Here is a 26,356-nt window from a genome sequence, read left to right on the forward strand (position 1 = left end):
TGCGTGGTTAAATTGGAAGAACTCGAATTGGAAGCAATGAACACCGTTTTCTATGCAGGGGTTTCAAACTGTGTCATTGCAAATTGGCAGGATCACATCCGCAATTGGTTTGCTTATGTAGAAAGAGAATGGTCCCGGTTTAGGGAGGATAATGAATTAGCAAGAATTAATGCTCTTGCCATCGGTTCAGAATTGCAGATTCATCCATTACTATTGGATCTTTTGCAGAAAGCAGACAGCTTACGTGAAAAAACAAAGGGGTATTTTAATCCCTATCTGAAGAAATATATGGAAAACAACGGCTATAATCGCTCGTTTCCTTTCCAAATAGCTTGTGCGACAGTAAAAACGGTGCTGGAAGCCCCACATTATGAAAAAACGTTTTTGTTTGATAAAGAGAAAAGCACTATTTGCCGTATCGGATATGGCGAAATTGACCTCGGCGGAATTGGGAAGGGATACGCCGTTGAAACAGCCGCACAATGGCTAAAGAACACAGGGAATGCGGCATTTGGCATAGTGGATGGCGGCGGAGATATGACTGTTTGGTCAGATGGCAGCAAATTATGGCGGATTGGAATTGCTCACCCGATAGAGACTGGGAAAGAAATAGGGCAGTTTTCACTATACGATGGCAGTGTTGCGACATCTAACCGGCTTTACAGGTGCTGGAAAGACGGGGATGTGATGAAACACCATATATTGGACGGTCATACAGGAAAGCCGGTTCATAGTAACATCATTCAGGCAACTGTTATCACAGAGAGTCTTTTAGATGCGGAGGCGGCGGCAAAGCTATCCTTTATGGTGAGTTTATCTGAACTGGATGTGTCTTTTTCAGAAATTAATCGTGAGATTCAGTTTGTACTGATGACAGAAAATGGAGAGGTTATTAAGGGATGGGATGTTCATGAATGAACTATTGACAGTTTGGAATTTCATTAGGCTTTCAGGTCTGCTTGCGTATTTATTATTAACGATATCGGTCATTGGCGGTATCGTCAGTTCGTGGTCTATTCTGAAGAAGAAAAAGGGAGATCTGCTGGCTCTTCATCAAATGAGCGGATGGGCTGGGTTTTTATCGATTCTGTTTCATTTAATGTTTATTTGGCAGGATAACTATGTAGACTATACACTCAGTGAAATTTTGCTTCCGTTTGCTGATAATGAATTTCCCTTCGCTTCAGGAATAGGGGTCATTGCTTTTTATTTATTTTTCCTTGTGTTATTTTCCTCAGACTTTATGTTGAAGAGGTTAGGCAAAGCACGATGGAAATGGATTCATATTTCGGTGTTCCCGGCATGGATTTTGATGACCCTGCATGGAATCCTTATTGGAACAGATTCCTCAGAAACATGGGTTAGGCTGCTTTATGCCGCTTCTATTTCTCTCGTATTGCTTCTCCTGACAGCCAGATTATTAACATCTAGAAATAAGCGTCATGAAACAGGTCATCAGAAAAAAACGATGATGAAAACAATCCCATTAGAAGAAAAGTAAAAATGAGAAGTGCTATTCAACTTCTCATTTTTACTTTTCTTATTTAGTTTGAAGACTTGGTTTGAAAAGTGATCGTGAAGGCCGTGCCTTTGCCTAAACTGCTTTCCACTGCGATGATGCCTTTGTGCATATCTGTAATGGCTTTGGCAATCGACAATCCTAAGCCGGAACCATTGCGGTGCCTCGATGAATCACTGCGGAAAAATCGGTCGAAAATATAGGGAAGCTGCTCTTGCTTAATGCCGCACCCAGTATCTCGTACGGAAATCATAATTCGATCAGATACTTTCTTTAATGTTAGTGTAATACTGCCGCTGTCAGTATAATGAATGGCATTATCTAATAGGATATAGATTAACTGCTGCACCCGTTCTTTATCACAATGAAAGGATACCCCAGATTCAATGTTTTGCTGAAATTGGATGGAATCCGGCATAATTGATGAGAAGCGTTTGCTTATTGAAGCCAGCAATTGGGATAGATCTATATTTTCCCTTTGAAGCTGTATTTGGCTTTGGTCGCTTCTTGCTAAGAAAAGCAGGTCATTCACCAGTTCTTTCATTGAAATTGTCTCCTCTTTTAAATCGGAAACCACTTCGCGTCCAAATTCACTTAAATGTTCTTTTTCATCTCTTTCTAATAAATCAATGGAACTGTAAAAAATACTGAGTGGTGTTCGTAATTCATGGGAGGCATCCGAAATAAATTTCCGCTGCGAATCAAATGCCTGCTTAATTGGTTTCATCGCCTGCCCGGCAAAATAATACCCGAGAAAGGCAAAGGCAAGGCTGAATAATACCGTTAATAGCACCATAATCCATGTAATGGTTTGAATGACATGAATTTGTTCGGTTACATTTTTTCCGATAATCGCATAGCCGTATAAAATCCCTTTTTCCTGCAGCGGTCTTTTAAATAGTAAAAAATGATAACCCTTCCATTCCATTGTTGTTGTAATAGTGGAACTCTCTGTTATTCTTTCATCTTCTCTCAATCTATCCATAGAAAATGGGGCGGATTCCAGACCGCTATAGAGATCGTGTCTTTTATCAAAAACATAGTAAAAAATTTCGCTGCCATGTTCCGAGCGGATCAGCCCTTGATTGGTTTCATTTTTTAAATGATTAATGAAAGCATGATTGTTTGCTGTAAAAAATGAATACAGCTGGTTCTGCTCATTTCGTTCAATGACACTCGAAATCAAAAAATATAAGGTAACAATAAAGATTAGTAACAGACAAAGCAGTGTTAGACTGAATAGTAAGGTTAATTTTCTTTTAACAGATTTAAACATCCAGTTCTCTCATTTTGTAACCAACCCCTCTAACATTTTGAATCAAGGATGGCTTACCAGGCAGATCAATTTTTCTTCGCACAAGCTTGATGAGGGCATCGAGTGCATTATCTGAGACGTCATTTTCGAAGCCCCATATTTTATCGAACAGCAGCTCTCTTGTGATAATTTGCTTTGGATTTCTCATTAATATCTCGAGTAATTGATATTCCTTTCGCGACAATTCAATGTTGTTTTCATCCCGGAAAACAGAGTGGGTAGTTAAATTTAATTTCAGTCCATCCTTTTCAATGATTTCTTCAAAGATTTTAGGCTTGCGCCGTGATAATGCTCTAAGTCTTGCCATTAACTCTCCAAATTCAAAGGGCTTTACAATATAATCATCTGCACCTGAATCCAAACCGGTAATGACATCTTCCACCGAATCCTTTGCTGTCATAAACAGAATCCCGCCTTGAAAATTCCGCTTGCGCAGCACTTTACACACTTCAATTCCATCCATCACAGGCAGCATCCAATCCAATATGATGATGTCATATGGATTGAAAAGGGAATAATCATTGGCATCCCTTCCGTTTTTTACCCAATCGACTTTGCTGAACTCTTTAGTAAGCAAATGTAATAACAATTTTCCTAACCGTTCGTCATCCTCCACGAGAAGTACATTCATCCATTTTTCCACCTTTCATCACTATGAACATAATCTCCTATTTGTATCATAGCAATTCAAACTGAAAATTGCGTGAAATTGGAGAAGATATTTTGGATAAATTAGAGCAATAAAACACATTTTATAAAAAATGAGTCATAGGACCTTGTTTTTTTATCCAAATTCCAGTGTTCATAATCGAATAGGTCGATAGGCTCAGACAAAATTCAACATATAAATAGAATACAAATAAATTATCTAAATATTGATAATATTACTTCCTTGTAATTTGCCAAACTAAAATAGGAGAACTGATAAGGAAATAAAAGTCATGTTTCGACAAACATATTGATATTATTCTATGATACAGGACTTATGTTCAATATAGGGTTAAAAAGCTTAAACTGTAATAGTGTTATAGCGGTGGGAATAATCTGTTATATAATATGAAAACGCTTATCTACCGCGTATTTAATAGATTTATTTACCAAAATAATAAACTGTACTATAAATTTTTTAAAATATGTTTGATTTTTATCACAGATACTTGTAATATTATTTTATATTATTAGAGAGCAATCAAAACAAAAGTAATAGAGCTAGTATTTCATATTAGTCAGAGGGGATAGCTGCCAGGCTGAGTTGAAAAGCATTGTTTAATAGAAAATGCGGCAACTTAGTAAGTGGTACTCGCTTTCCATAATAGAAGGGAGAATAACAATGTCTGTTTTACCTAAAACAAACGATTTGGGATTTTTTGAAATCCGCCTTGAGTCAATTGGAGGATTAGGAGCAAACTTAGCGGGTAAATTACTTTCCGAAGCTGGGGTAGTTGGAAGTGGTTTTAATGGACTTAGCTTTTCATCTTATGGTTCTGAGAAAAAAGGATCACCAGTAAAAGGGAATATTCGTTTCTGTGACCCATTCACTCAAATTCGTGATACAACTCCTGTTGAGCGCCCGCATGTAGTAGCGGTTTTCCATGATGCGCTATTTAGAACACAAAACCCTACAAGCGGTATGTATCCAGATACTACTGTTTTAGTTAATACAAAAAGAACTCCAGATGAAGTGAAAGAATTAGCAAAACTTGAGGGCGGTATCGTAGCTGTTGTAGATGCTACGCAAATTGCTTTAGAAGAAAAAACAAAAGTAAACACAGCGATGCTTGGAGCAATCTTTAGAATTCTTGATTTCTTAGATGCAGATGCAATGAGAGATACTATTCGCCGTACTTTTGAAAAAAAATATCCTCATTTAGTAGAATCAAATATTCGTACATTTGATCGCGGTTACAATGAGGTTGAATTTAAAACATTTGAAGTAGGTCCAGATGTAGTTGTTAAGCCGTTTGTTCGTCCTGAGCCTGTTTTAGGATATGAAACACAGCCAATCGGTGGACTTGTTATGGATTCAGGAAATAATATTTTCAAAGATTTAAGTATTTCACGTTCTGGTATGCTTCCTCATTTCCATCAGGAAAAATGTATCAACTGTGCACAATGTGATACAGCTTGCCCTGACTTCTGCTTTGTTTGGAATGAAGAACCGGATAAAAAAGGCCGTCCGCAAATGTTCCTTAAAGGAATTGATTATCAATATTGTAAAGGCTGCTTAAAATGTGTTGAAGCATGTCCGACAGATGCCCTGCAAAGTGCTGCTGAAACAAATGACGGCTATGCAGATGCCCACCGCGTACCACATTTATTTGAACTTGTAAAATAATTGAAAGAAAGGTGAATACGAAAATGTCTAAAGAGATTATTATAGATAAAGAAAAAGCAGGTTTATCAGAAGGTAAAGTAGAACAAAGTATTTTATTTGAATCAGGTAATGAAGTAGCAGCATATGCTGCAGCGCAAATTAACTATCATATTATGGGATACTACCCAATTTCTCCTTCTACTGAAGTAGCTCAATTCCTTGATGGAATGAAAGCAAGAGGACAACATGATATTAAATTAATCGCTGCTGACGGTGAACACGGTTCTGCAGGAATTTGTTACGGTGCAGCTACAGGCGGCGGCCGTGTATTCAATGCCACAAGTGCCAATGGTTTCTTATATATGCTTGAACAATTACCAGTTCAATCCGGAACTCGTATGCCAATGGTATTAAACTTAGTAAACCGTTCAGTTTCTGGCCCGTTAAATATCCACGGTGACCACTCTGACCTATACTTTGCATTAAATATTGGCTGGCCAATTCTAATGGCTCGTGATCCGCAAGTTGTTTATGATATGAATATCATGGCAATTAAATTAGCGGAAGATCCAGAAGTCCGCTTACCGGTTATTGTATCTTATGACGGATACTTTACTTCACACCAAAAGAGACGTTTACAAGTTATTAAAGACAGCAATGAAGTTCGCAAATTTGTCGGCGAAGTTCCAACAGAATTCCCGCATGCTTTAGACCGTGATAATCCGGTAACAATCGGTGCTTATATGAATGAGCCTGATACTATTAACAACCGTTATCAACAATCTCAAGCGATGTATAATGCAGAGAAAGTTTTCGAGAGAATTTCAAAAGAATTTGCTGAGTTAACAGGCCGTGAATATCCAATTCTTGACCAATATGGAATGGAAGATGCTGAAGTAGCTGTATTCTTATTAAACTCAGCTACAGAAGTGGCTAAAGGTGTTGTTGATAAATTACGTGCAAAAGGAATTAAGGCAGGGGTTATTTCTCCAAATATCCTTCGTCCATTCCCGCAAAAACAACTTGCTGAAGCATTGAAAAATGTAAAAGCTATTACAGTCGGAGACCGTGGCGATTCTTACGGTGCACACGGCGGTAACATGTCTATGGAAGTAAAAGCAGCACTTCATACTTACGGAAACAGTGAAACAAAAGTGATTACACGTATCTTTGGTTTAGGCGGAAAAGACTTCTATGCTGATGAAGCAGAACAGTTCTTCCAATTAGCGATCGATGCTGTTGAAGCCGGCAAAGTGGAAGTACCATTTGATTATTTTGGTCACACTCCTGGTAATCCAGAATTAGCACCAAAGCGTCGCATCGAACCATTGAAAAAAGAAGATTTACGTACAGGTCTTATTTCAGTAACTCCTAATGAAGAAACTGGTGAATTAAAAGTTAAGATTCCGCCGCTAAGAGCGTTAACGAAAAAACCAAAACGTATTTCTTCAGGACACGGAGCATGCCCTGGATGTGGTATCTTCTCTGGTTTAGAAACATTCTTTAAAGGAATTGAAGGGGACATTGTTACATTATTCCACACAGGCTGTGCAATGATCGTTACAACTGGATATCCTTACAGTTCACATAAAGCAACTTATATTCATAACCTATTCCAAAACGGTGCGGCTACATTATCTGGGCTTGTTGAAATGTTCCACGAAAGACAACGCCGTGGTGAATTCAAGGCACTTGGATTAAGCGATGATTTCACATTCGTTATGGTAACTGGTGACGGTGGTATGGACATCGGTATGGGACCGGCAATTGGTGCTGCCCTGCGTAACCACAAAATGATCATCGTGGAGTATGATAATGAAGGTTACATGAATACAGGAAGCCAATTATCTTATTCTACACCGCTAGGACATATGACAAGTACTTCTGGTGTTGGACCATACCAAGCAGGTAAAGCTTTCCATCATAAAGATACAGCTCAAATTATGGCTTCAACAAATATTCCATATGTGTTTACGGGTTCAGAAGCATACCCGCAAGACCTTGTGAAAAAAGGTGCCAAAGCACAATGGTATGCCAATAATGTAGGTCTAGTATATGGAAAAATCTTGATTGCTTGTCCGTTGAACTGGAAATCCAATGAAACATTAGGTCAAACGATTGTAGATGCTGCTGTTAATTCATGTTTCTTCCCTCTTTATGAAGTGGAAAAAGGTGTTACAACCATCACTTATAATCCAGAGGATAAAAATAAACGTATTGAACTTACAGAATGGTTAAAATACATGGGTAAAACAAAACACTTGTTAAAAGAAGAAAACAAAGCCCTTGTTGCAGAGTTCGAGAAAGAAGTAGAACGCCGCTGGAATCAACTTAAAGCAAAACATGAAAGTCCATATCTATAATAATAATAATAAGATCGAGATTCCTAATTGCTGGAGTCTCGATTTTTTGTTTGGTTTAGGATGTAATACTATTCAAAGTGAAATTGGAAGGATATCGTTTATTCTTTTATGTATGCTATTTAAACACTATGTGTGTATTTAATCACAGGAACTACGAAAAGGAGGCACTGCGGGTGAAGGGAATGCGAGGATAGTTTAATGGAAGTATCTTGCGAGGAGGTGTCCGGCCTTTCCTGCTTCTTCAAGCTTTCTTGCTGCTGAAAAGGCGCAATGAATGGATTTATAGTATTCTGAATGATAAATGGGTTTTTCACTGTAAAAGCTTCCCTCAGAATCAGCGAGGTAAATAGAAACTTTCCAGTGGTATTTTTCAGCATCGGTTGTTTCCGCCTTCCCTTCTATTGCGATTAAGAAATGTGTGATAGTCAAAGGTGCAGCTCGCCAGTCTTTATCAATTTGAACGCTTCTTTTCTGTTCATTCTTTCCCATTGGTATGAGTGCCTTTTGATAAAAATCGCTAAAATTGATTTGATTCATGTTTTTTCCCCCTAGTAAAACGGCTTTATAATCTTTATGCCGATTTTATTATAAAATAGAAATAAGTCGAATTGGGTACGAAAATGTTACATTATTTTGAATTGATAAAGCGCTTACATATCTGTGTATTTATATTATTACGGCATTGAAATGGATGAATTGTCGATAAATTGACATGGATCTTACTTTGTTTTATGCTTATAATTTAATATAATATATTTACTTATAGTATAATATTAAAGTGAATTTAAATATATTATTATTAAATAAAGGATTTGGTAAAACATGGATTTAGAACCGCAGGATCAATCACTTAAATTATATATTGTCCTATCCCGCGCTTTTCGTGCGATTAATGAGCATGTAAATAAACAAATTCACCGCTACGGCCTCAATCCAACGGAATTTGCCGTGCTTGAGCTGCTCTATCATAAAGGGGACCAGCCTCTGCAGCAGATTGGCGGGAAAATATTATTAGCCAGCGGGAGCATGACATATGTAATTGATAAGCTGGAAAAGAAAGAGTATATTGTCCGGGTGGCATGCCCAAATGACAGACGTGTTACCTTTGCTCAAATTACGGAAAAGGGAAGAAAACTAATTGAACAGGTCTTTCCTTCTCATCGAAATGAAATTGACAGAATCATGTCTGCTTTATCTGAGGATGAAAAAGAAACAGCCATTCAAATATTAAAGAAGCTTGGATTATCCGTAAAAAAATATTAGTTCTGTAAAATAAGCAAAATAACAGAAGTGTCAAATTGATTCACTTCTGCCACAAGTTCAAAAAAGGAGTCGTGATGACTCCTTTTTTAACGTTATCCATTTAAACTTACATCTCATCTTCTCAATAAAGATGTGCTTTTTGTTTGGAAAGTAAAGGATGTAAATAATTACGGCATAAAGCAAAAAAGCTCGTCTTTGTTTGTCCTTCTGATCATATAGTGAAGGAAGGGAGGGTGAGCAAGTGAAAACAAATTGGGGAGCTGCGATCCAAATAGCTGCTGTTTATGTTGGAACAGTTGTTGGAGCGGGCTTTGCAACAGGAAGGGAAATTGTTGAATTTTTCTCCAGATTTGGTTTTATCGGCTTAATTAGCATGCTTATGTCAGGATATATCCTCATCTTTCTTGGCACGAAATTAATGGTACTGTCAGCCCGTATCCAGGCGAAATCCTATGAAGAATTTAACGAATACCTTTTTGGAAAAACATTTGGAAAAGTGATTAACTTGTTATTGATGCTAATGCTGATAGGGGTCTGTGCTGTTATGCTGGCGGGGGCAGGAGCCGTGTTTCAAGAGCAGCTGGGGTTTTCAAAGCTTATCGGCGTGTTAATCACGATTATATTATCATATATTGTCATGATAGTTGGAATAAAAGCGTTGTTTGCTGTTAATACATTTGTGGTTCCGCTTATGATCACGTTTAGCTTTATCCTGATGATTTTGTCTGTTAAACTGCCGCATTTTCTCGATCAATTATTGTATATTCCTTATGTAGAAGACGGATGGAAGGTTGTAGTTGCTCCATTCTCTTATACGGCGTTTAATTTATCTCTTGCTCAAGCAGTATTAGTACCGGTTGCTTCGGAGATTAAAGATGAAAGGATCATTAAAAGGGGCGGAATATTGGGAGGGGCAGCTTTAACGGTTATTTTGATAGCAGGACATTTAACTTTGATTATGCTTCCAGATTTTACAACATATGAAATTCCTATGGCTGTCATTATGAGGAACTTGGCGTCAGGCTTATATTGGATTTTTATCCTCGTTATTTATGGGGAAATATTCACTTCAATTATTGGTAATGTATTCGGGCTGGAAAAACAAATAAAGCAATATGTATCGCTGCCCAAAATGGTTACCGTTACCGTAATTTTTTCCGTCACTTATATTTTGAGCTTATTTGAGTACAGCCGCCTTCTATCCTATTTGTATCCGCTCTTCGGCTATGTCAGTATGATCTTTATCTTACTATTGTGGATGAAACCAGATAATCATCTAGAAAATTAAAGGTGCAGACCTCGTCTGCACCTTTGTTTGCTTAACTTTATTCAGCAGAAGTCCTCCACTTCTAAAGTTAAGGGATGAATGCAGAAAAGCTTTCCAATTCAGTGGGGGTTCAAATCCATGCTGAATGAAGTTAAGCCTCCGGCAGATGCCTCGATTTTTCAAAGGAAATTTTTCGAGCGAGCTCGAAAAAAATCGGGCGCAAATTCGCCTCGGCGAATTTGATAAAGTAATCTTATCCTCCTATCTAAACGGAAGTAGAACGAAAGTGAACAGATCAAAAACTAAGTGAGAAATGATCAGCATATGCATGTTTCTTTTCCATGCATACAAAAATCCCCAAAACAGTCCGGCAATGAGCGCAGCAAAAAAGTGAATAAAGTATCCTGAATAAAGCTGAACAGAAGCATATAATACGGCAGCTAAGAGGACACTGTATTTGATGTTTAGCTTTGTGGCAGACAGTTTTTTTTGCACAAAACCGCGCCAAAATAACTCTTCACCTGGAATAATAAATAAGAAGAGTACGATATAATGCCAAATTTGTGAAGGTGAATAAGATCGATAAAGACTGGAAATCTCACCGTTAAAAGGTAAATGAAAGAAACCAATAAGCACGTTTCCAAGCCAAAACAAAGCAAAAAGAACGATTCCAGAAGCAACACCATAGAAACTATATGATAGAACAGAGCATTTATCATCTGTTTTCAGATGGAAAATAGCATAACTCATTAACAGCAGCATGGCTGCTGTAAACATATACCAGAAAGTAGCTTTGTTCTGAAAAGTAAGATACATCAAAAGATGTGCGATGACTAAACCGATGATTAAACGGATATCAATCGAAAGTCTATTCACTGCGATACCCCTTCCTTGTAGACAACTATCATTTTAACAAAAAAAAGTTCAATAAGATAGGAGTGTAATGACATATTCATTGAATTTTAATTATGCTTAATAATCTTTTACCAGCACTTTTAGCAGCTAAAATCTTAACCGGATAAAAAGTATAAGAATGGTGAATCCTATTTGTGACCAGCAGCCATGGTTTGTTTAACTATTCAAATGGAAGGAAAGATGTATATGACGAAACAAAAAAACGAGAAAGAAAGAGCATGGTCAGTAAGAAAACAGGATCAAAAACCACATGGTAAAGTAAAGTCATTAAAGGAATTGGCAAATGAAGTAAGAGATTCCTAAGAGGAAAAGCAGAGTCATTTGAGGTCTGTTATCATTGAGGGATTTGATAAATGTATTCAATCTGCTTATTGCCCGGCTTTCTTTTTTTCGGACAATAAGCAGAGAATGATCATTCCAAAGAAAATCCTTTTTGCGATGCATTGTAAGTGAAAGAAAAGATTAGCCAGCCGACTCTCTAATGATTTTATAGTTTTTATGATTGACAACGGTCCTGGATTCTATTTGTAGGTCCTGGAAATTTTCCATATAAGTTAAATCAACGATTACTGAGTTTTCATATACTTTTTCTACTATTCCTTGTAAGCCTTCTCTAAATTCTATAATATTGCCTACTTCTGCCCTTTTCAAAATCGTCATCACTCCTCAGTATTTGAAGTTAATAAACATTCTGCACTACTTTTCACTGTCCGTAAAGGATTTTATTGAAAATTTCAGCGATATTATTAAAATTATTTTTCATTGCGATAAAGGATACTGTATTTGCTGTGTAATTTTTTGTTAATATATATATGTATTGCATGGTATGGTATAGTATCAATGGTAAATCTTGATCTGAATAATCGTTTTGATTAAATTTAGGCAGGAATACATATAGCTGTACGATTGAACATTTATTGAAGGAGTTTGATGAAGATGGTTGAAAAACAATTTACGGTAATTTCCGATACAGGAATTCATGCTCGGCCGGCAACACTGCTAGTGCAAACAGCAAGCAGGTTTGTTTCTGATATCGATCTTGAATATAAAGACAAGAAGGTGAACTTAAAATCAATTATGGGTGTGATGTCATTAGGAATTGGCAAGGGTGCAGAAATTAAAATTATGATTGATGGCAATGATGAAAATGAAGCATTAACCGCTTTGCAGGAATTAATGGTAAAAGAAGGATTAGCGGAATAAAAGGGATGATCAGGAGATTGGTGTATTACAGCCAGTCTCTTTTTTTATTATCGAGGTTTAGCAAATGTTTATAAGGGAAAAGGTGGTGGTAAGGAGGAGTCAGCCATGAATATAGTCAAATTACGCTTCATCATCGCTTTTTTTTGTCTTTATACTCTTGTGGGGTGTACGATAAAGGACGAACCGGCGATTATTAACCGAAATGCGGAGGTACTGCTGACAAATAAAAATGAACTGCAGTTCCGCTTTAAGATTAATGAAAAGGTTTTTACAACGGAGAAAATGTATAAGGTGAAGGTTCACATTCACAATAAAAGATTAGCATCCGCTTTGGGTAGCGAGGAAATTATATATGGAGAAACAGAAATTTTCAACGGGGAATTATTAGAGGTTGAAAATGGCAGGTCATCCTTTATCTATATGGACCCGATTCCACTGCTGAAAGACTTGCATGTTTTTGACATTAACAAGATGATCTCAGAACAGCAGGCAGTTTCAGTAGAAATTACAAGTAATGAAGAAGTGATTGCCAAAACATACTTAACTAATTTCACATCGCAAATGTAATCACAAAGAGTCATCCATCATGAGATGAATTTTATTTACTGTTTTTTCCATAAAAAGTATACCTATCAACATTGTGTTGTTAAACTAATCATATACGATGAAGGGAGAGAAGTTTCATGCTGGCAAGAGAAAATACGGTTATTGGTTTTATCGGAACAGGAGTAATGGGGAAAAGTATGGCAGGTCATCTGCTGAGGGCAGGTTATCCGCTATGCGTGTATAATCGGACAAAGGAAAAAACAGAAGATTTATTACAACAGGGGGCAGAGTGGGCTGATTCAGCAAAAGAAATAGCTGAAAAATGTAATGTGATCTTTACCATTGTTGGTTACCCAAAAGATGTCGAAGAAGTTTATTTAGGGGAGCAGGGGATCATTACGAATGGAAAACCAAATACATATGTCATTGATATGACAACCTCTACTCCAACCTTAGCCGTTAAAATACACAGTGAGGCAAAGAAAAAGAACATTTTTGCCGTTGATGCACCGGTTTCCGGCGGAGATATCGGGGCAAAGGAAGCCCAGCTATCGATCATGGTTGGCGGAGATGAAGAAGTTTTCGCGGAACTAAAACCGCTTTTCCAGCATCTCGGGACAAATATTGTTTATCAAGGAAAAGCAGGGGCAGGGCAGCATACAAAAATGTGTAATCAAATTACGATAGCATCTAATATGATCGGCGTATGCGAAGCGATTGTTTATGCCGAAAAGGCCGGTCTGGACCCGGAAAAGGTACTGGAAAGCATTACCTCGGGGGCAGCAGGCAGCTGGTCGTTGTCCAATTTGGCTCCGAGAATGATAGAGGGGAATTTCGAGCCAGGATTTTACATCAAACATTTTATTAAAGATATGAATATTGCGTTACAGGAAGCGGAGTCAATGGGAATGGAAACCCCTGGTCTTTCATTGGCGAAAAATATGTATGTTAGATTAGCGGAAAATGGGGAAGAAAACAGCGGGACGCATGCACTCTATAAGTACTGGAAGAAATAGAGCGGAATAATGGAAGAAGCTGCGAATCATACTAACCTAGAAGAAAAACTATTCAGGAGGTTTTTTGGATGGCGAAAAAAAATAAGAAGAATGATCCGCAGCAGAAAAATAAAAAAGGCTTTGACTCAGCAGTCCTGAATCAGGAGTTCGCTCATGAATTCGGCAGCGCTGAGGCCAATAGAATTCATAAAGAAAAAGCAAAGAAGGAAAAGGCATCCAAGAATGCCGGGAAATATAAAGGCGGTTTATAAAATACTTCAAACGCCGTTTAATGAAGAAAAATGCAGGCCAAAATTAGGCCTGCATTTTTTCGATAAAGGATTCGATTCTATTTAATCCTTCTTTTAATGTTTCCATATCGGAGGCGAAAGAAAGCCTGAAATAGCCTTCACCGAAGCTGGAAAAAGCACTGCCGGGTACGACAGCTATTTTTTCTTCTTTTACTAATGAAAGACAGAAGTCAAAGGAGGACAGCGCTTGATCTGGTATTTTGACAAAGAAATAGAAAGCTCCGTCAGGTTTTTCTACCTGCAGCCCCATATCGATTAAGCGGCTGTAAACGTAATCTCTGCGTTCCAAATAGGCTTCTTTCATTGGGAGGCAATCGTCCATACCGGCAGTTAGTGCCTCTATCGCCGCTATCTGCGCAACTGAGGCCGCACATGTTACATTGTATTGATGTACCTTTAATATATGCTTTGTTATGGCAGCGGGAGCAAATAGCAACCCTATGCGCCATCCAGTCATGGAGTGTGATTTTGACAATCCATTAATGACAATGGTTTGATCCCTTAAAAAAGAAGCAATGGAAACGTGGGGCTGATCGTATACCAATTCACTGTATATTTCATCGGCAAGAATGAAAATATCCTTGTCTTTAAGCAACTCTGCTACTCGGCTTAGTTCTGCTTTACTGAGGCTGACCCCTGTAGGATTAGATGGATACGGCAGAACCACACAACGGGTGCGTTCTGTCAGATATTTTTCAATGATTTCAGCGGTAAAGCGGAAATTATTTTCCCTGATGTCAGCATAGACTGGTTTTGCGCCGCAAAGCTTAATAATTGGCTCATACCCCGGATAGACAGGTCCTGGTAAAATGACCTCTGTATCTTCTTCAAGGATAGTGCGGAAAGCGATATCAATGGCTTCGCTTGCACCGACTGTTACAATGACCTCTGAATCTGCATCATAATCCAGATTGTATTTTTTTTTCATAAAGTTTGCTGCGGCATGACGAAGTCTTAAATCTCCTGCATTATGTGTATAGGATGTGAAGTTATCATCAATAGCCCGTTTGCCGGCTTCTTTCACATGTAACGGTGTCGGGAAATCAGGCTGACCGATTGTCAGGGAAATCATCCCTTCCGTTCCTGCCACCATATTAAAAAATTTTCGGATGCCTGATATTTCGATCTCCTTAACTTTACGATTAATTAAATGTTCCACACGATTCACCCTCCCAAAACAATAAACTTATTTTAACGTATACAGCCGCTAAATAAAATAGGGCGGAGCAGCAGAAGATATTTTTTGGATAAATATTGACCGAATCAGGTCTTAAATAAAACAGAAAAAAGACAGGCACTTAAGTGTCTGTCTTTTTTCTGTTTCTACGTTATATTAATAGCCATAATCCCAGTCGACTTCTGCATCATACGAAACCTTTGAATATTTTTATTATTAATGCAGAAGTGGAAAAATGAAAATGAATACCCAAAAAGAGGTGTACCACAGTTTCAACGGATGTTTCGTATCCATTTTATTGGAGGAAAGTAATAAAAAAGTCCTGATTTGTTTCCCTTTCATGGTATAGTAATGGTATAGATTCAAAAAATGATAGGCGGGTTGAACTATTATGGGTAAAACACAAGGGATTTTACTTGAAACAGGTACAAATGAATTAGAAATCGTTGAATTTGGTATTGACAATAATAAGTTTGGAATCAATGTAATTAAAGTAAGGGAAATCATAAATCCCCTCCCTGTAACGAAGGTTCCGCAAACCCATCCTCAGGTGGAAGGGATCATTGAATTAAGGGGTGAAGTTCTTCCAGTTGTGGATGTGGCGAAGGCTATCGGCTTTCCTCCATCAGATACACCTGAGAAAGATAAGTTTATCGTTACTGAATTTAATCAACAGAAAATAGTATTTCATGTTCATAGCGTTTCCCAGATCCATCGGATATCCTGGGAACAAATTGAAAAACCTTCTGAAATGTATCAAAGCTCTGATAGTCATATCATTGGGGTTATTAAATTACACGGAGAAATGATTTTGCTCTTAGATTTTGAAAAAATCGTTGTCGAAATCAATCCGGAGATAGGTATAAGTTTACAGCGTGTGCAGAAGATTGAAAAGCGTGATCGCTCAAATAAACATCTTATGATTGCTGAAGATTCGCCGCTGCTTCGCAAGCTTTTACATGATACGTTAACAGAAGCTGGATTCAAATATATGGAGTTTTTTGAAAATGGAAAAGATGCCCTTGAATATTTAGAAAATCTGCTGGCTGAGGGAAAAGAATTGGAAAAAGAAGTTCAGCTTGTGATTACCGATATTGAAATGCCGCAGATGGATGGTCATCACTTAACGAAAAAGATAAAGGAACATAGTCAATTAAGCAAACTGCCCATTATTATTTTTTCTTCATTAATTACCGATGACCTGCGCCATAAAGGGGAAAAAGTTGGTGCCGATGCTCAAGTTAGTAAACCTGAAATAGCGGAATTAGTCCAATTAATTGACCAGTTTTTAATATAAGAATGTTCTCGTTACAACAGAAAAAAGCCGGCTGCCCGGCTTTTTTTTCATTGATAAATGGTATAAAGCGGCTCCAGACAAACGTCAAAAACCCGCAGATGAGTGCAGGATACACGTACGTATTGAAATTAAAAGTAGCTTTCTCCAAGTTTTTTAAAAACTGGTTTTGTATATTTCTTCTTTGCAGCATGATCTGCTTTATCATCTTCTGTCATTCCGGTATATGTAGTAAGAAGCTTTTTCGCCTGTGTTAATGAGAGGGTTGTTTTTGGATTTCTTACATGACTGTCCAGCTTTCCTAAATGCGGAAGTTCAGCAAAATCATTTTTGGACGGCGGAAGGTGGAATGTATATTTGCCACAAGAAATTAATACATCTGACTGCTGCTGGCTGTATTTTGGATTATTAGAAAAGTGAAGTCCGACTTTCTTTGCTCTGCCTTCTTTAATAAGTTTATGAAGAGCTGAATACTTAAGTTTATATAAATATTTTGGATTGGGTGCCGTTTTAGCGTGCCGGTTAACAATGAAGATCGCTTGTGAGAGGTTTTCAATTGTTGGCTTTAATTGAGGATAGGAAGATTGATTCTGATTACCAGTCAATTTCAAGACTCCTTTCAAAATATTTGATGAAATAATCTGATTTTTTATGAATTCATTTATTTCCTAGTTAAATTACCCTAATTTTATTATACCCCTTTTTGAGTACAAAAGAAAATACATTCTTAAGAAAGTCAACAGAGGAAACAGTTTCAAGAGGATGGGGATTCTATTAGATGAAGATAAAAAAATCACCATGATGACAAATATTTGGTATGATCATGTTAATTGACATTTTTTTGTAAGGGAGAAGTTTGATGAAGAAAGAAAAATGGGCAGTTATTGATATCGGTTCAAATACAATCCGTTTAGTCATTTATGAGAAAATGAATCACGCCAGCTTAAAAGAAGCTGAGAATATAAAAACAACGGCGAGGTTAAGGCATTATTTAACAGATGAAGGAACCTTAAATTCAGAAGGTGTTGCTCTTCTCATTGAAATATTACAAGAGTTTAATGAAATTATCCATTTTCATAAGGTAGAAAAAATTTATTGTGTAGCAACAGCTACCATCAGACAGTCAAAAAATCAACAGGAAATAAAAGCACTTGTGAAGGAAAAAACAGGCTTAAAAATGAAAATCTTTTCTGAAGAGGAAGAAGCCTTTCATGGCTTTTATGCCGTTTCACGCTCAACCTCAATTGATACAGGAATTACCATTGATATAGGAGGGGGAAGTACAGAGGTTACCTATTTCGAGAACCGGGAAATGAAACATTTTTATAGTTTCCCGTTTGGTGTTGTCTCATTAAAAGAACAATTTATGAATGGGGAGCGCATAACAGAAGATGAGAAAAAACAGCTGACCGCATTTATCCTCCAATCCTTTCATCAACTTCCCTGGTTGGAAAATGTCCAGGTGCCTGTGATTGCGATTGGCGGCAGTGCACGGAATATTGCCCAAATTGATCAAAATCTGAAAAAATATCCTATTGCGGGAATCCATCAATATGTCATGTCACTTATTGATTTGGAACAAGTTCAGCAATATTTACAGGGGCAGTCTATTTCCCAATTAGAAAAAGTAGAGGGGCTTTCGAGAGACCGTGCCGATATTATTGTACCAGCAGTTGAGGTATTTGTGCAGTTGTGTAATTTTTGCAGTTCATCCATGTTTATGTTCAGCCGAAAAGGATTGCGGGACGGAATTTCAATGAAAAAAAGTGATAAAAGTAAAAAGATACTGAGTACAGATCAAATTATCACAAATAGTATTTCGGAACTTATGGTTGATTATCATGTGGACAGCCTGCATGCGATGCATACCGGCAGTCTTGCAGCAAAGCTTTGTGCAGAAATCAGTCCATTCTATAAATTTCATGATATAAAAGAGTTGGGGAAATTTATTTACTTCGGCTCACAAATTTATTACTTAGGGGAATATATTGATGACGATGCCAGCAGCCAGCATACGTTTTACTTGCTGGCGAATCAATCTATAAATGGTCTCATGCATAAAGAGAGGGTTAAGCTTGCCCTCATTGCTTCATTCAAAAATAAAACGTTGTTAAAACAATATTTATCAGGCTTTGGGTCCTGGTTCTCTAGGGATGAAATCGATGATATCCGAGTAGGTGGTGCCATTGCAAAAGTGGCTTCAGCTCTGGATTCCTCTAAAAGATCGATCGTTAAAAAGGTAACATTTGAAATAATCGATCAGGATTCTCTCCTGCTTGTTATTTACAGTAATGGCAAAGCGTTTGTGGAACAATATGAAACAGAAAAACATATTCGTCAATTAGAAAAAGCAATCAATAAAAATATTACCCTGAAATTTGTCCGGTTGGATTTGAAGGGAGAAAAGGAGCTTCACCATTGCCGATAAAGTTGCCTGTTTATTCATTCATTCAGAAAATAATGAAAGACTGGTACGGCTGTCATGAACAAAGGTTATTTCCTTATTAATATAAGAAAACTTCAATTATTTACAATTTCTTAACAACAGTGCAGCATAATTTTTGTTATGATAAATTTGTCGAATATTGTAAACGAAGGTGTGGGGTATGTGTGAGTCTAGAAAATCGATTTAATTATCCTGCTTATTATAACAACCGTGAATTGAGCTGGCTGGCCTTTAATGAGCGCGTATTACAAGAGGCTATGGATAAACGAAATCCTTTATTAGAGAGAATCAAATTTTTAGCGATTTTCAGTTCGAATCTTGATGAGTTTTTTATGGTACGTGCAGCCGGTTTAAAAGACCAGGTTAAAGTGGGGTATATGAAACCGGAAAATAAAGCGGGGATGACGCCTAAACAGCAATTAACAAGGATTTCCGAAAAAGCACATGTCCTTGTTAAAATGCAGGACGAAATTTTCCAAAAGAATATCCTCCCTGCGCTAAAGCAAGAGGATATCCATATATTAAAATTTTCAGAGTGGACTAGTCAGCAGAAAAATAATTTAGAGCACTTTTTCGATGAACAAATTTTCCCAGTGTTAACACCGATGGCGATTGATGCTTATCGCCCATTCCCACTATTGTTAAATAAGTCCATTAATTTGGCAGTTTCGCTTGTAAACGAGCTTGAATGCGACCATAATCCGCAATTGGCACTTGTCCAGGTTCCATCTGTGTTAAAACGATTTATCGAAATACCGTATATGGATGATAAATCCAGCTTTGTTCTGTTAGAAGATATTATTACTTATTTTATCGGCAAACTGTTCAATGGATATAAGGTGGTTTCTGTTACGCAGTTTAGAATTACGAGAAATGCGGATTTAACGATTCATGAGGAAGGGGCCCGCGACCTGCTTCATCAAATTGAAAAGGAATTAAAGAAAAGAAAATGGGGAGCAGCAGTGCGCCTGGAAATTAAGCTGGATCGTCCGGACAAGCAGATATTGGAATATTTGCTGGATGAGTTGGAAGTAAAAGAGGAAGATGTTTACTATATTAACGGTCCGATTGATAAAACCTTTTTGATTTCTTTTTGCAAAGTATTTGCTGAACGGAGAGATGATTTGGCGTATGAGCCATTCGTCCCTATGCCGGTCTTCGGAATGCATAATGGAGCAGATATTTTTCAGCATGCATTACAGGAGGATTTGCTTTTCCACCATCCATACGATTCGTTTCAGCCTGTACTGGATTTTGTTTCTGATGCAGCTGATGACCCGGATGTATTGGCGATCAAACAAACTCTCTACAGGGTGAGCGGCGATTCGCCTGTCATCGAGTCCTTGAAACGCGCAGCTGAAAATGGAAAGCAGGTAACGGTTTTAGTTGAATTAAAAGCAAGATTTGATGAAGAGAATAATGTTCAATGGGCAAAGGAATTGGAAAAATCCGGCTGCCATGTCATCTATGGGATGACACATTTAAAGACCCACAGCAAAATTACGCTTGTTGTCCGCAGGAAAAATGGCGCCATAGAGAGATTTGTCCATTTAGGTACGGGAAATTATAATGACCAGACTGCTAAAATCTATACGGATTTAGGCTATATCACAACGAAACGAAAATTTGGCATTGACGCGACGAATTTTTTTAATTATTTAAGCGGCTACACAAGAAAACCAGATTATCATCATCTGGTTATTGCTCCTCATGATATTAGAGGCGAATTCATTAAATTAATCGATAATGAAATTGAATATCATAAAAAGTATCAAAATGGTCATATAATCGCGAAGATGAATTCACTAACGGATAAACCTTTGATTATGAAACTGTATGAAGCATCATGTGCCGGTGTCAAAGTTGAACTAATTATCCGCGGCATCTGCTGCTTAAAACCGGGAATTGAAAAAATCAGTGAGAATATCCGCGTGATCAGTATTGTTGGTAGATTCCTTGAACACAGCCGGATTTATTTCTTCCATCATAATGGCGAGGAAAAGATCTATTTATCTTCTGCTGATATGATGACGCGAAATATGGAAAAGCGGGTAGAAATCTTGTTCCCAATTTTTGAAGCGAATTTAAAGAAAAAATTAAGGGGCTTTTTACAATTACAATTGGCTGATAACGTAAAGGCCCGGGAGCAAAATAGCGAGGGGATTTATCATTATGTCAAAAGGGGAGAAAAGGATCCTGAAATTGATAGTCAGCTTATTTTAACGGAGGAGTCCATGTTTATTCCTGAAGACGATGATGAATAACTTTTCTTCCTGGAAAGTACGAAAAAGAGAAGGGATTGACCCGATGTTATCAATCCCTTCTCTTTTTTAATTTGCCTGGCAAGTGCTTTATTCGTTTCGCTGGGATGTTAGAGTAAACAAGGTTAATTCAGGTTTTGACAGAAATCGAAACGGCAGACGGGTTGTACCGAGCCCGCGATTTACATATAAAAGGAAAGGCAGGGAATGATCAATTTCATATAGACCCTCATGATAAATATCACTAAAAGGAGGAGTATATAGAGCGCCGTATAATGGAATTCTTACTTGCCCTCCATGACTATGCCCGCTTAATTGCAGATGAATATTGTATCGTGCTGCTTGCAAGGCGATATCTGGTTCGTGCGACAGTAAAATATTAAATCTGTCGGCAGGCAATGTGCCTGCCGTTTGCGCTAAATCCGGTTTGCCCAGCAATGCGTCATCAAGTCCGCTAATATAGATAGAGCTGCCATCCAGGAGCTTTATTTCCCTGAATTCATTTTGCAATAGAACAAAACCGCAGCTTTCCATTATATTTCGATAAATGTCCGTGCCATAGCCTCCATGGTCATGGTTGCCGTAGACAGCAAACTTCCCGTAAGGAGCTTCTATATTTTGCAAAATAGGGGCAATTTTACTGCTTTCCAAATATTTATTTGGCTGATCCATTAAGTCTCCGGTAAAAAGAACGATATCCGGTTCCAGCCGATTGATATGCTCCACTAGTTTTTTCAGCTGTCCAATTGTATATTGAAAACCAATATGGGTGTCTGAGAATTGAACAATTTTGAATTGATCAAAGCCCCGTGGGATAAGGGTGTGGGAAATAGAGTGTCGATTGATTTCAAGTAACTTGGGTTCAATATCCCGAGCGTAATAATATCCGCCTGCACCTGCAGCAAGCAATGTAGATAACGTTCCAAATGCCCGTTTCAAAAGGGTCCTGCGTGAAATTTTTCGCGGCATATAATCTACCAACCTATCTAAAAAATAATCCGTAATTATATCATAACAAAGGTTGATTTGAAAAAGAATATTAAGTATTGAAGTTATAAAATAAATATAAGAAAGATTGTGAATTTATGGAGAAAAGGTATGCTGATTTTATGTAAATTACTTATTTTAATATGATATAATAAAACATCATTTAATGGGGGGTTCAAAATGGATGCATTGGATATCCTTACTGATTTAGATCATGTCATTCCATATTTCCAACCGATATTCAGTGCAGATGAACATCGAATCATCGGGTATGAAATATTTGGCAGGTATATAAGCGGCGGCAAGGTTGTCAGCTTAGGTCCCTTTTTTCAAGATTCAAGTATCCCGGATGAATATCGGCTTGAAGTCGATAATACGGTTCTGACAAAGGCATTGGAACAGGCGTTATCCATAGAGAAGGACATCCTTTTATTCGTAAATCGCGATGCAGAGGTTTTAACGCATAATGATGGGGAAAGTTTTTTACAGCTTTTGCTCCAATTTCAGGAAAAGGGAATATCCTTAAATCAGATTGTCCTGGAGATAGATGCTGCGGATCCAAAGTATGATGAGATTGCCCATTTAATGAACTATTATCGTACATATGGCATAAAGATTGCTATTGATAAGATGGGAGATGACAGCAGCCATCTTGATCGAATTGGTCAGTTAAAGCCGGATATTGTGAAAGTAGACCTTCTCCCTTTGCGATCGATGAATCTTTCACCTGTCTATCGGGATATTTTATATTCACTGTCCATTTTGGCAAGGAAAATCGGTGCGACACTGTTGTTTAAGAATATAGAAATGGTATATCAGCTTCAGTTTGCCTGGCAGCATGGCGGACGGTATTATCAAGGTTTTTATTTAGGAAAACCTGATGAGGAGTTTTGTGTCCGGGACATTCTGAAAGATAAGATGAAAAGTGAATTTCACGGTTTTATTTTGTACGAAAAGAGAAGGCTGGAAGCCGTTTTCGATGTTTCAGAAAAATTCCAGGCGAAGCTTCAGGATTTATTAAGTAAGAATCGAAAGACGGCAGATTATGAAGAAATGATGAACCTCCTTGTCAAGAGCCTTGATGATATTGCTTTTAGAATGTATGTATGTGATGAAGATGGTTTTCAAAAAACAGCGAATATGTTTAAAAAAGACAATGAGTGGATGGTACAGCCGGAATATTACCAAAAAAACTGGAGTTGGCGCCCTTATTTTTTAGAGAATATCTTTAAAATGCGGCATGATAAAAAGGGAATCCTGTCTGATTTATATCGTGACATTGAAACGGGGGAAACGATTCGAACGTTTTCCTATCCGTTAAATTCCCAGGAATATTTATTTATTGATTTGTCATATGAGTTTCTTTACCGGCAGGAAGGTTTGCTCTAATGGTGAGAATTTCAGAGTGTTTTGTTCACCTTTGTCGAAAAATAAGGCGAAATTTAGCGAAAAAACGCTTTACAAAGAAATTTTTGTAAAAAAAACATGAGAATTCTTCATGTTTTACTTGTGAAACCAAAGCCTTTATTTTATGCTGTAATTATTGATGTGTAAGGGATGATATGGAGGAAAATTCTGACTTCATAAGATGCGTTTAGAAACATATCAATTGAGAAACCTAGTAATGAGATACTCGGTTTTTTTTGAAAGGAGAGGGAGCATGTCACAGCTTCAAGGTATAATTTCTAGGCTAAAAAGCCTTCAAGAACAATCAAGCAGCGGAGAACCTTCACAGCGTTTTTTCGAAGTAAATGGTGAAAGAAAATGTCAGGTTACCTATCAGCCAAAGAGTGAAACTTTTGAGTTGGAGGTTTATTTTGACAAAGAAAAACCAAAGAGATACCAATTCGATAATATTGATATGATTACCATTGAAATCTTTGATTTAATTCAATAATTGAGTGAGAGGAACCTAAGGGTTCCTTTTCCTATTTATTGAAAAGGACTGGTTCCCCTTTATTATTGACTTTAGCCATATGTGTAGGGCGGTATAAGGGGCCGTAATTTATACTATTGAAAGCGTTTTAAAAGCGGAATCAGTAAAATTGTGTTAAAATGGAATTTGCGAAATTGAAAGTTAAAGGTGTGTTCATCCATGATTAATCTTGGAAGTGAGTTTTTAAAAATGAATATCCGTGATCTCATGATACCCTCTGAAAAAGTGGCACATGTTCAAGTAGGAAATAATCTGGAACATGCCCTTCTGGTTTTAACGAAAAGCGGTTATACGGCAATTCCGGTATTAGACCCAAATTATAAGCTTCATGGATTAATCAGTATGTCGATTATTATGGAATCCATTCTTGGCCTCGAGCGCATAGAATATGAAAAGCTGGAACAAAAACCGGTTCAGGATGTTATGAAGAAAGAAATTCCCCGTCTAAAAATTAACGCTTCAATGCCCCATACCCTTGAACTGCTTGTCGATCACTCTTTTTTATGTGTAGAAGATGATGCTGGGTTTTTTGAAGGGATTATTACGCGCAAGTTTATTCTGCAATTATTTAATGATCATCTCTAAAATTGCCATTATCTACTGAGATTTTAGCTCCCTTACCACAATAGACAGAGGTGTTCACTTATGACTAAAGCCCATTTGAAAGGGCGGGCGGCAAAAAAAACGAACCGCCCTTTCGTTTTAGCATCCATCATGCTTGCGATGTATATGGGAGCAATCGAAGGAACCATTGTATCGACCGCCATGCCTGCTATTGCCGGTGATTTAGGCGGGTTTTCATTATACAGCTGGATCTTTTCTGCTTATTTGCTTATGCATACGGTGACGGTCTTAATCTATGGGAAGCTTTCTGACCTGTATGGAAGAAAACCTGTTATCAATTTTGGTATCACCATGTTTTTAATAGGCTCTTTGCTTTGCGGGCTGGCTGAATCCATGACGATGCTGGTCATTTTCAGACTGGTCCAAGGTTTTGGGGCAGGTGCTGTTACGTCTATTGCGACAACAATTGTCGGAGATATTTATACAAAAGAAGAACGTGCTAAAATTCAAGGGTATCTTTCCAGTGTCTGGGGGATATCGGCTATTCTTGGTCCCGCACTAGGGGGGCTCCTTGTTTCCTATCTAAGCTGGAAATTTGTTTTTTGGCTGAATATTCCGCTTGGAATCTTGGCGATAGCTGGAATCACTTTGTTTTTACATGAGACGGTAGAAAAGAAAAAACATACAATTGATTTCGCCGGAGCTTTTTATTTAACTGTATCGGTGGCCGCATTGATGCTTGTGCTAGTTGAGGGAGGCACCAGGTGGTCCTGGTTATCCTTTCAGTCGTTGGGATTACTCGTTTTAAGTATAATTGTTTTTGTGGTATTTTACTTTCAAGAGAAAAGGGCTGCCGAACCGATGATGCCCTTTTCGATTTGGCGGGTTCGTTCGATATTTATTGCCAATATTACATCGCTGACTACGGGGATCATGCTCATTGGAATTGCAAGTTTTCTCCCCGCCTTTGTCCAGGGGGTGATGGAACGCTCGCCCATTGAAGCAGGTTTTAGTTTAACCACGATGTCGATTGGCTGGCCGCTCGCTTCTACTGTTGCCGGAACTCTAGCGTTAAGGATTGGATTCCGCACGACATCGCTTCTAGGCGGAGCAGCCCTGATTGTAGGAAGTATCATTTTTGTCATTTTGACACCCGAAGCCGGACCGCTTTTGGCCGCTCTGGGTTCTTTCTTTATCGGAGTTGGGATGGGACTGACTTCAACGACATTTATCGTTTCCATCCAAAGCTCTGTAAGTTGGAATGAGCGGGGGATTGCCACGGCATCCAACTCGTTTATGAGAAATCTAGGTAATACCATTGCTGCTGCGCTGCTCGGCGGCATTTTAAACAGCCAATTAAAAAAATACTTCGCAGAACATAGCGCTGGGATGAAAATAGATGTCGATTCCGTTGATATTTTGTTAAACGAAGAGGCGAGAGATAACCTTTCAATCGGGATGCTAAACCTGCTGCAAAATGGTTTAACTCATTCCTTACACATTGTTTATTACGTTGTCCTCTTTATTGCAGTAATGAGTTTTGTTTTGATTTGTTTCTTTCCAAAATACGAGGAAGAAACAAAAAATGAAACGCCGTAAATTTGAAATTCTTCCATTTACAATTGCTCATACTTCCTCTTATCTATCTGCACACTATAAGGGTGAGAGGAGTTGATAATG

General features: G+C 37.9%; 26 protein-coding genes. 18 read left to right on the forward strand and 8 right to left on the reverse strand.

Features of this window, described 5'->3' with window-relative positions; all coding sequences use genetic code 11:
* The first annotated feature begins 12 nt into the window (after positions 1-12).
* Entirely contained in the window at positions 13-918 is a 906-nt protein-coding gene (locus HNR53_RS01235; RefSeq protein ID WP_246439175.1) for an FAD:protein FMN transferase, read from the forward strand.
* Positions 911-1,501, forward strand: coding sequence for a ferric reductase-like transmembrane domain-containing protein (locus tag HNR53_RS01240; RefSeq protein ID WP_184521729.1), 591 nt, complete (start codon positions 911-913; stop codon positions 1,499-1,501). Before HNR53_RS01235 ends, HNR53_RS01240 begins: the two co-directional genes overlap by 8 nt.
* Positions 1,502-1,544: 43 nt before the next feature.
* Here HNR53_RS01240 and HNR53_RS01245 read toward each other — a convergent pair whose 3' ends face one another.
* A complete protein-coding gene (locus tag HNR53_RS01245) occupies positions 1,545-2,795 on the reverse strand; it encodes a sensor histidine kinase (protein ID WP_184521732.1) in 1,251 nt (416 codons plus the stop codon).
* Complete coding sequence (locus tag HNR53_RS01250) at positions 2,788-3,465, reverse strand: response regulator transcription factor (RefSeq protein ID WP_184521736.1); 678 nt, start codon at positions 3,463-3,465, stop codon at positions 2,788-2,790. The genes HNR53_RS01245 and HNR53_RS01250 overlap by 8 nt, the downstream gene beginning before the upstream one ends.
* Positions 3,466-4,164: 699 nt before the next feature.
* Here HNR53_RS01250 and HNR53_RS01255 point away from each other — a divergent pair.
* A complete protein-coding gene (locus HNR53_RS01255) occupies positions 4,165-5,169 on the forward strand; it encodes a 2-oxoacid:acceptor oxidoreductase family protein (RefSeq protein ID WP_184521739.1) in 1,005 nt (334 codons plus the stop codon).
* A gap of 23 nt (positions 5,170-5,192) precedes the next feature.
* A complete protein-coding gene (locus tag HNR53_RS01260; RefSeq protein WP_184521742.1) occupies positions 5,193-7,511 on the forward strand; it encodes a thiamine pyrophosphate-dependent enzyme in 2,319 nt (772 codons plus the stop codon).
* Positions 7,512-7,706: 195 nt separating this feature from the next.
* Here the strand turns inward: HNR53_RS01260 and HNR53_RS01265 are convergent, their stop codons facing one another.
* Entirely contained in the window at positions 7,707-8,048 is a 342-nt protein-coding gene (locus tag HNR53_RS01265) for a hypothetical protein (protein WP_184521745.1), read from the reverse strand.
* Between the two features lie 285 nt (positions 8,049-8,333).
* Between HNR53_RS01265 and HNR53_RS01270 the strand changes: the two genes are divergently transcribed.
* Both HNR53_RS01270 and HNR53_RS01275 read left to right on the forward strand, forming a co-directional pair.
* A complete protein-coding gene (locus tag HNR53_RS01270; protein WP_184521748.1) occupies positions 8,334-8,774 on the forward strand; it encodes a MarR family winged helix-turn-helix transcriptional regulator in 441 nt (146 codons plus the stop codon).
* Positions 8,775-9,015: 241 nt separating this feature from the next.
* Complete coding sequence (locus HNR53_RS01275) at positions 9,016-10,062, forward strand: hypothetical protein (protein WP_184521751.1); 1,047 nt, start codon at positions 9,016-9,018, stop codon at positions 10,060-10,062.
* 240 nt (positions 10,063-10,302) lie between these two features.
* Here the strand turns inward: HNR53_RS01275 and HNR53_RS01280 are convergent, their stop codons facing one another.
* Positions 10,303-10,917, reverse strand: a complete 615-nt coding sequence (locus tag HNR53_RS01280; protein ID WP_184521754.1) for a CPBP family glutamic-type intramembrane protease — start codon at positions 10,915-10,917, stop codon at positions 10,303-10,305.
* A 225-nt stretch (positions 10,918-11,142) separates the two neighbouring features.
* On the opposite strand from HNR53_RS01280, the gene HNR53_RS23080 reads away from it, so the two are divergent.
* Positions 11,143-11,259 carry a DUF6254 family protein gene (locus HNR53_RS23080; RefSeq protein WP_221452168.1) on the forward strand — a complete coding sequence of 39 codons (117 nt, stop codon included), beginning with the start codon at positions 11,143-11,145 and terminating at the stop codon, positions 11,257-11,259.
* Positions 11,260-11,418: 159 nt separating this feature from the next.
* On the opposite strand, the gene HNR53_RS01285 is transcribed toward HNR53_RS23080, so the two are convergent.
* Complete coding sequence (locus HNR53_RS01285; RefSeq protein ID WP_184521757.1) at positions 11,419-11,607, reverse strand: YkvS family protein; 189 nt, start codon at positions 11,605-11,607, stop codon at positions 11,419-11,421.
* Positions 11,608-11,892: 285 nt separating this feature from the next.
* Between HNR53_RS01285 and HNR53_RS01290 the strand changes: the two genes are divergently transcribed.
* The 4 genes from HNR53_RS01290 (at position 11,893) to HNR53_RS01305 (ending at position 13,972) form a co-directional block, all read left to right on the forward strand.
* Entirely contained in the window at positions 11,893-12,159 is a 267-nt protein-coding gene (locus tag HNR53_RS01290) for a phosphocarrier protein HPr (RefSeq protein WP_184521760.1), read from the forward strand.
* A gap of 105 nt (positions 12,160-12,264) precedes the next feature.
* A complete protein-coding gene (locus tag HNR53_RS01295; RefSeq protein WP_221452169.1) occupies positions 12,265-12,726 on the forward strand; it encodes a hypothetical protein in 462 nt (153 codons plus the stop codon).
* A 116-nt stretch (positions 12,727-12,842) separates the two neighbouring features.
* Positions 12,843-13,721 (forward strand): NAD(P)-dependent oxidoreductase, encoded by an 879-nt coding sequence (locus tag HNR53_RS01300; protein ID WP_184521763.1) that lies wholly within the window; start codon positions 12,843-12,845, stop codon positions 13,719-13,721.
* Between the two features lie 68 nt (positions 13,722-13,789).
* On the forward strand, positions 13,790-13,972 hold the full coding sequence (locus HNR53_RS01305; protein WP_184521766.1) for a hypothetical protein: 183 nt from the start codon (positions 13,790-13,792) through the stop codon (positions 13,970-13,972).
* A 43-nt stretch (positions 13,973-14,015) separates the two neighbouring features.
* Here the strand turns inward: HNR53_RS01305 and HNR53_RS01310 are convergent, their stop codons facing one another.
* On the reverse strand, positions 14,016-15,170 hold the full coding sequence (locus HNR53_RS01310) for an aminotransferase A (protein WP_184521770.1): 1,155 nt from the start codon (positions 15,168-15,170) through the stop codon (positions 14,016-14,018).
* A 409-nt stretch (positions 15,171-15,579) separates the two neighbouring features.
* Between HNR53_RS01310 and HNR53_RS01315 the strand changes: the two genes are divergently transcribed.
* A complete protein-coding gene (locus tag HNR53_RS01315) occupies positions 15,580-16,485 on the forward strand; it encodes a chemotaxis protein (protein ID WP_184521774.1) in 906 nt (301 codons plus the stop codon).
* A 128-nt stretch (positions 16,486-16,613) separates the two neighbouring features.
* Here HNR53_RS01315 and HNR53_RS01320 read toward each other — a convergent pair whose 3' ends face one another.
* A complete protein-coding gene (locus tag HNR53_RS01320) occupies positions 16,614-17,087 on the reverse strand; it encodes a YkyB family protein (protein WP_184521777.1) in 474 nt (157 codons plus the stop codon).
* 254 nt (positions 17,088-17,341) lie between these two features.
* On the opposite strand from HNR53_RS01320, the gene HNR53_RS01325 reads away from it, so the two are divergent.
* Positions 17,342-18,910, forward strand: coding sequence for a Ppx/GppA family phosphatase (locus tag HNR53_RS01325; RefSeq protein ID WP_184521780.1), 1,569 nt, complete (start codon positions 17,342-17,344; stop codon positions 18,908-18,910).
* A 182-nt stretch (positions 18,911-19,092) separates the two neighbouring features.
* Positions 19,093-21,192 (forward strand): RNA degradosome polyphosphate kinase, encoded by a 2,100-nt coding sequence (locus HNR53_RS01330; RefSeq protein ID WP_184521783.1) that lies wholly within the window; start codon positions 19,093-19,095, stop codon positions 21,190-21,192.
* Between the two features lie 87 nt (positions 21,193-21,279).
* Here the strand turns inward: HNR53_RS01330 and HNR53_RS01335 are convergent, their stop codons facing one another.
* Positions 21,280-22,158 carry a metallophosphoesterase gene (locus HNR53_RS01335; RefSeq protein WP_184521787.1) on the reverse strand — a complete coding sequence of 293 codons (879 nt, stop codon included), beginning with the start codon at positions 22,156-22,158 and terminating at the stop codon, positions 21,280-21,282.
* Positions 22,159-22,356: 198 nt separating this feature from the next.
* Between HNR53_RS01335 and HNR53_RS01340 the strand changes: the two genes are divergently transcribed.
* The 4 genes from HNR53_RS01340 to HNR53_RS01355 all read left to right on the forward strand — a co-directional run bounded on the left by HNR53_RS01340 (position 22,357) and on the right by HNR53_RS01355 (position 26,275).
* Entirely contained in the window at positions 22,357-23,565 is a 1,209-nt protein-coding gene (locus tag HNR53_RS01340) for an EAL domain-containing protein (RefSeq protein ID WP_184521790.1), read from the forward strand.
* A 271-nt stretch (positions 23,566-23,836) separates the two neighbouring features.
* Positions 23,837-24,073: a YkuJ family protein gene (locus HNR53_RS01345; RefSeq protein WP_184521794.1), complete on the forward strand. Its 237-nt coding sequence runs from the start codon at positions 23,837-23,839 to the stop codon at positions 24,071-24,073.
* A 198-nt stretch (positions 24,074-24,271) separates the two neighbouring features.
* The gene (gene cbpB, locus HNR53_RS01350) at positions 24,272-24,697 is read left to right on the forward strand and encodes a cyclic-di-AMP-binding protein CbpB (RefSeq protein ID WP_184521797.1); all 426 of its coding nucleotides are present in this window, start codon (positions 24,272-24,274) and stop codon (positions 24,695-24,697) included.
* Between the two features lie 60 nt (positions 24,698-24,757).
* Positions 24,758-26,275, forward strand: a complete 1,518-nt coding sequence (locus tag HNR53_RS01355) for an MDR family MFS transporter (RefSeq protein ID WP_184521800.1) — start codon at positions 24,758-24,760, stop codon at positions 26,273-26,275.
* The last annotated feature ends 81 nt before the right edge of the window (positions 26,276-26,356 follow it).

The organism is Bacillus benzoevorans, assembly GCF_014207535.1.
In the GTDB taxonomy this organism is placed as follows: Bacteria; Bacillota; Bacilli; order Bacillales; family Cytobacillaceae; genus Bacillus_BD; species Bacillus_BD benzoevorans.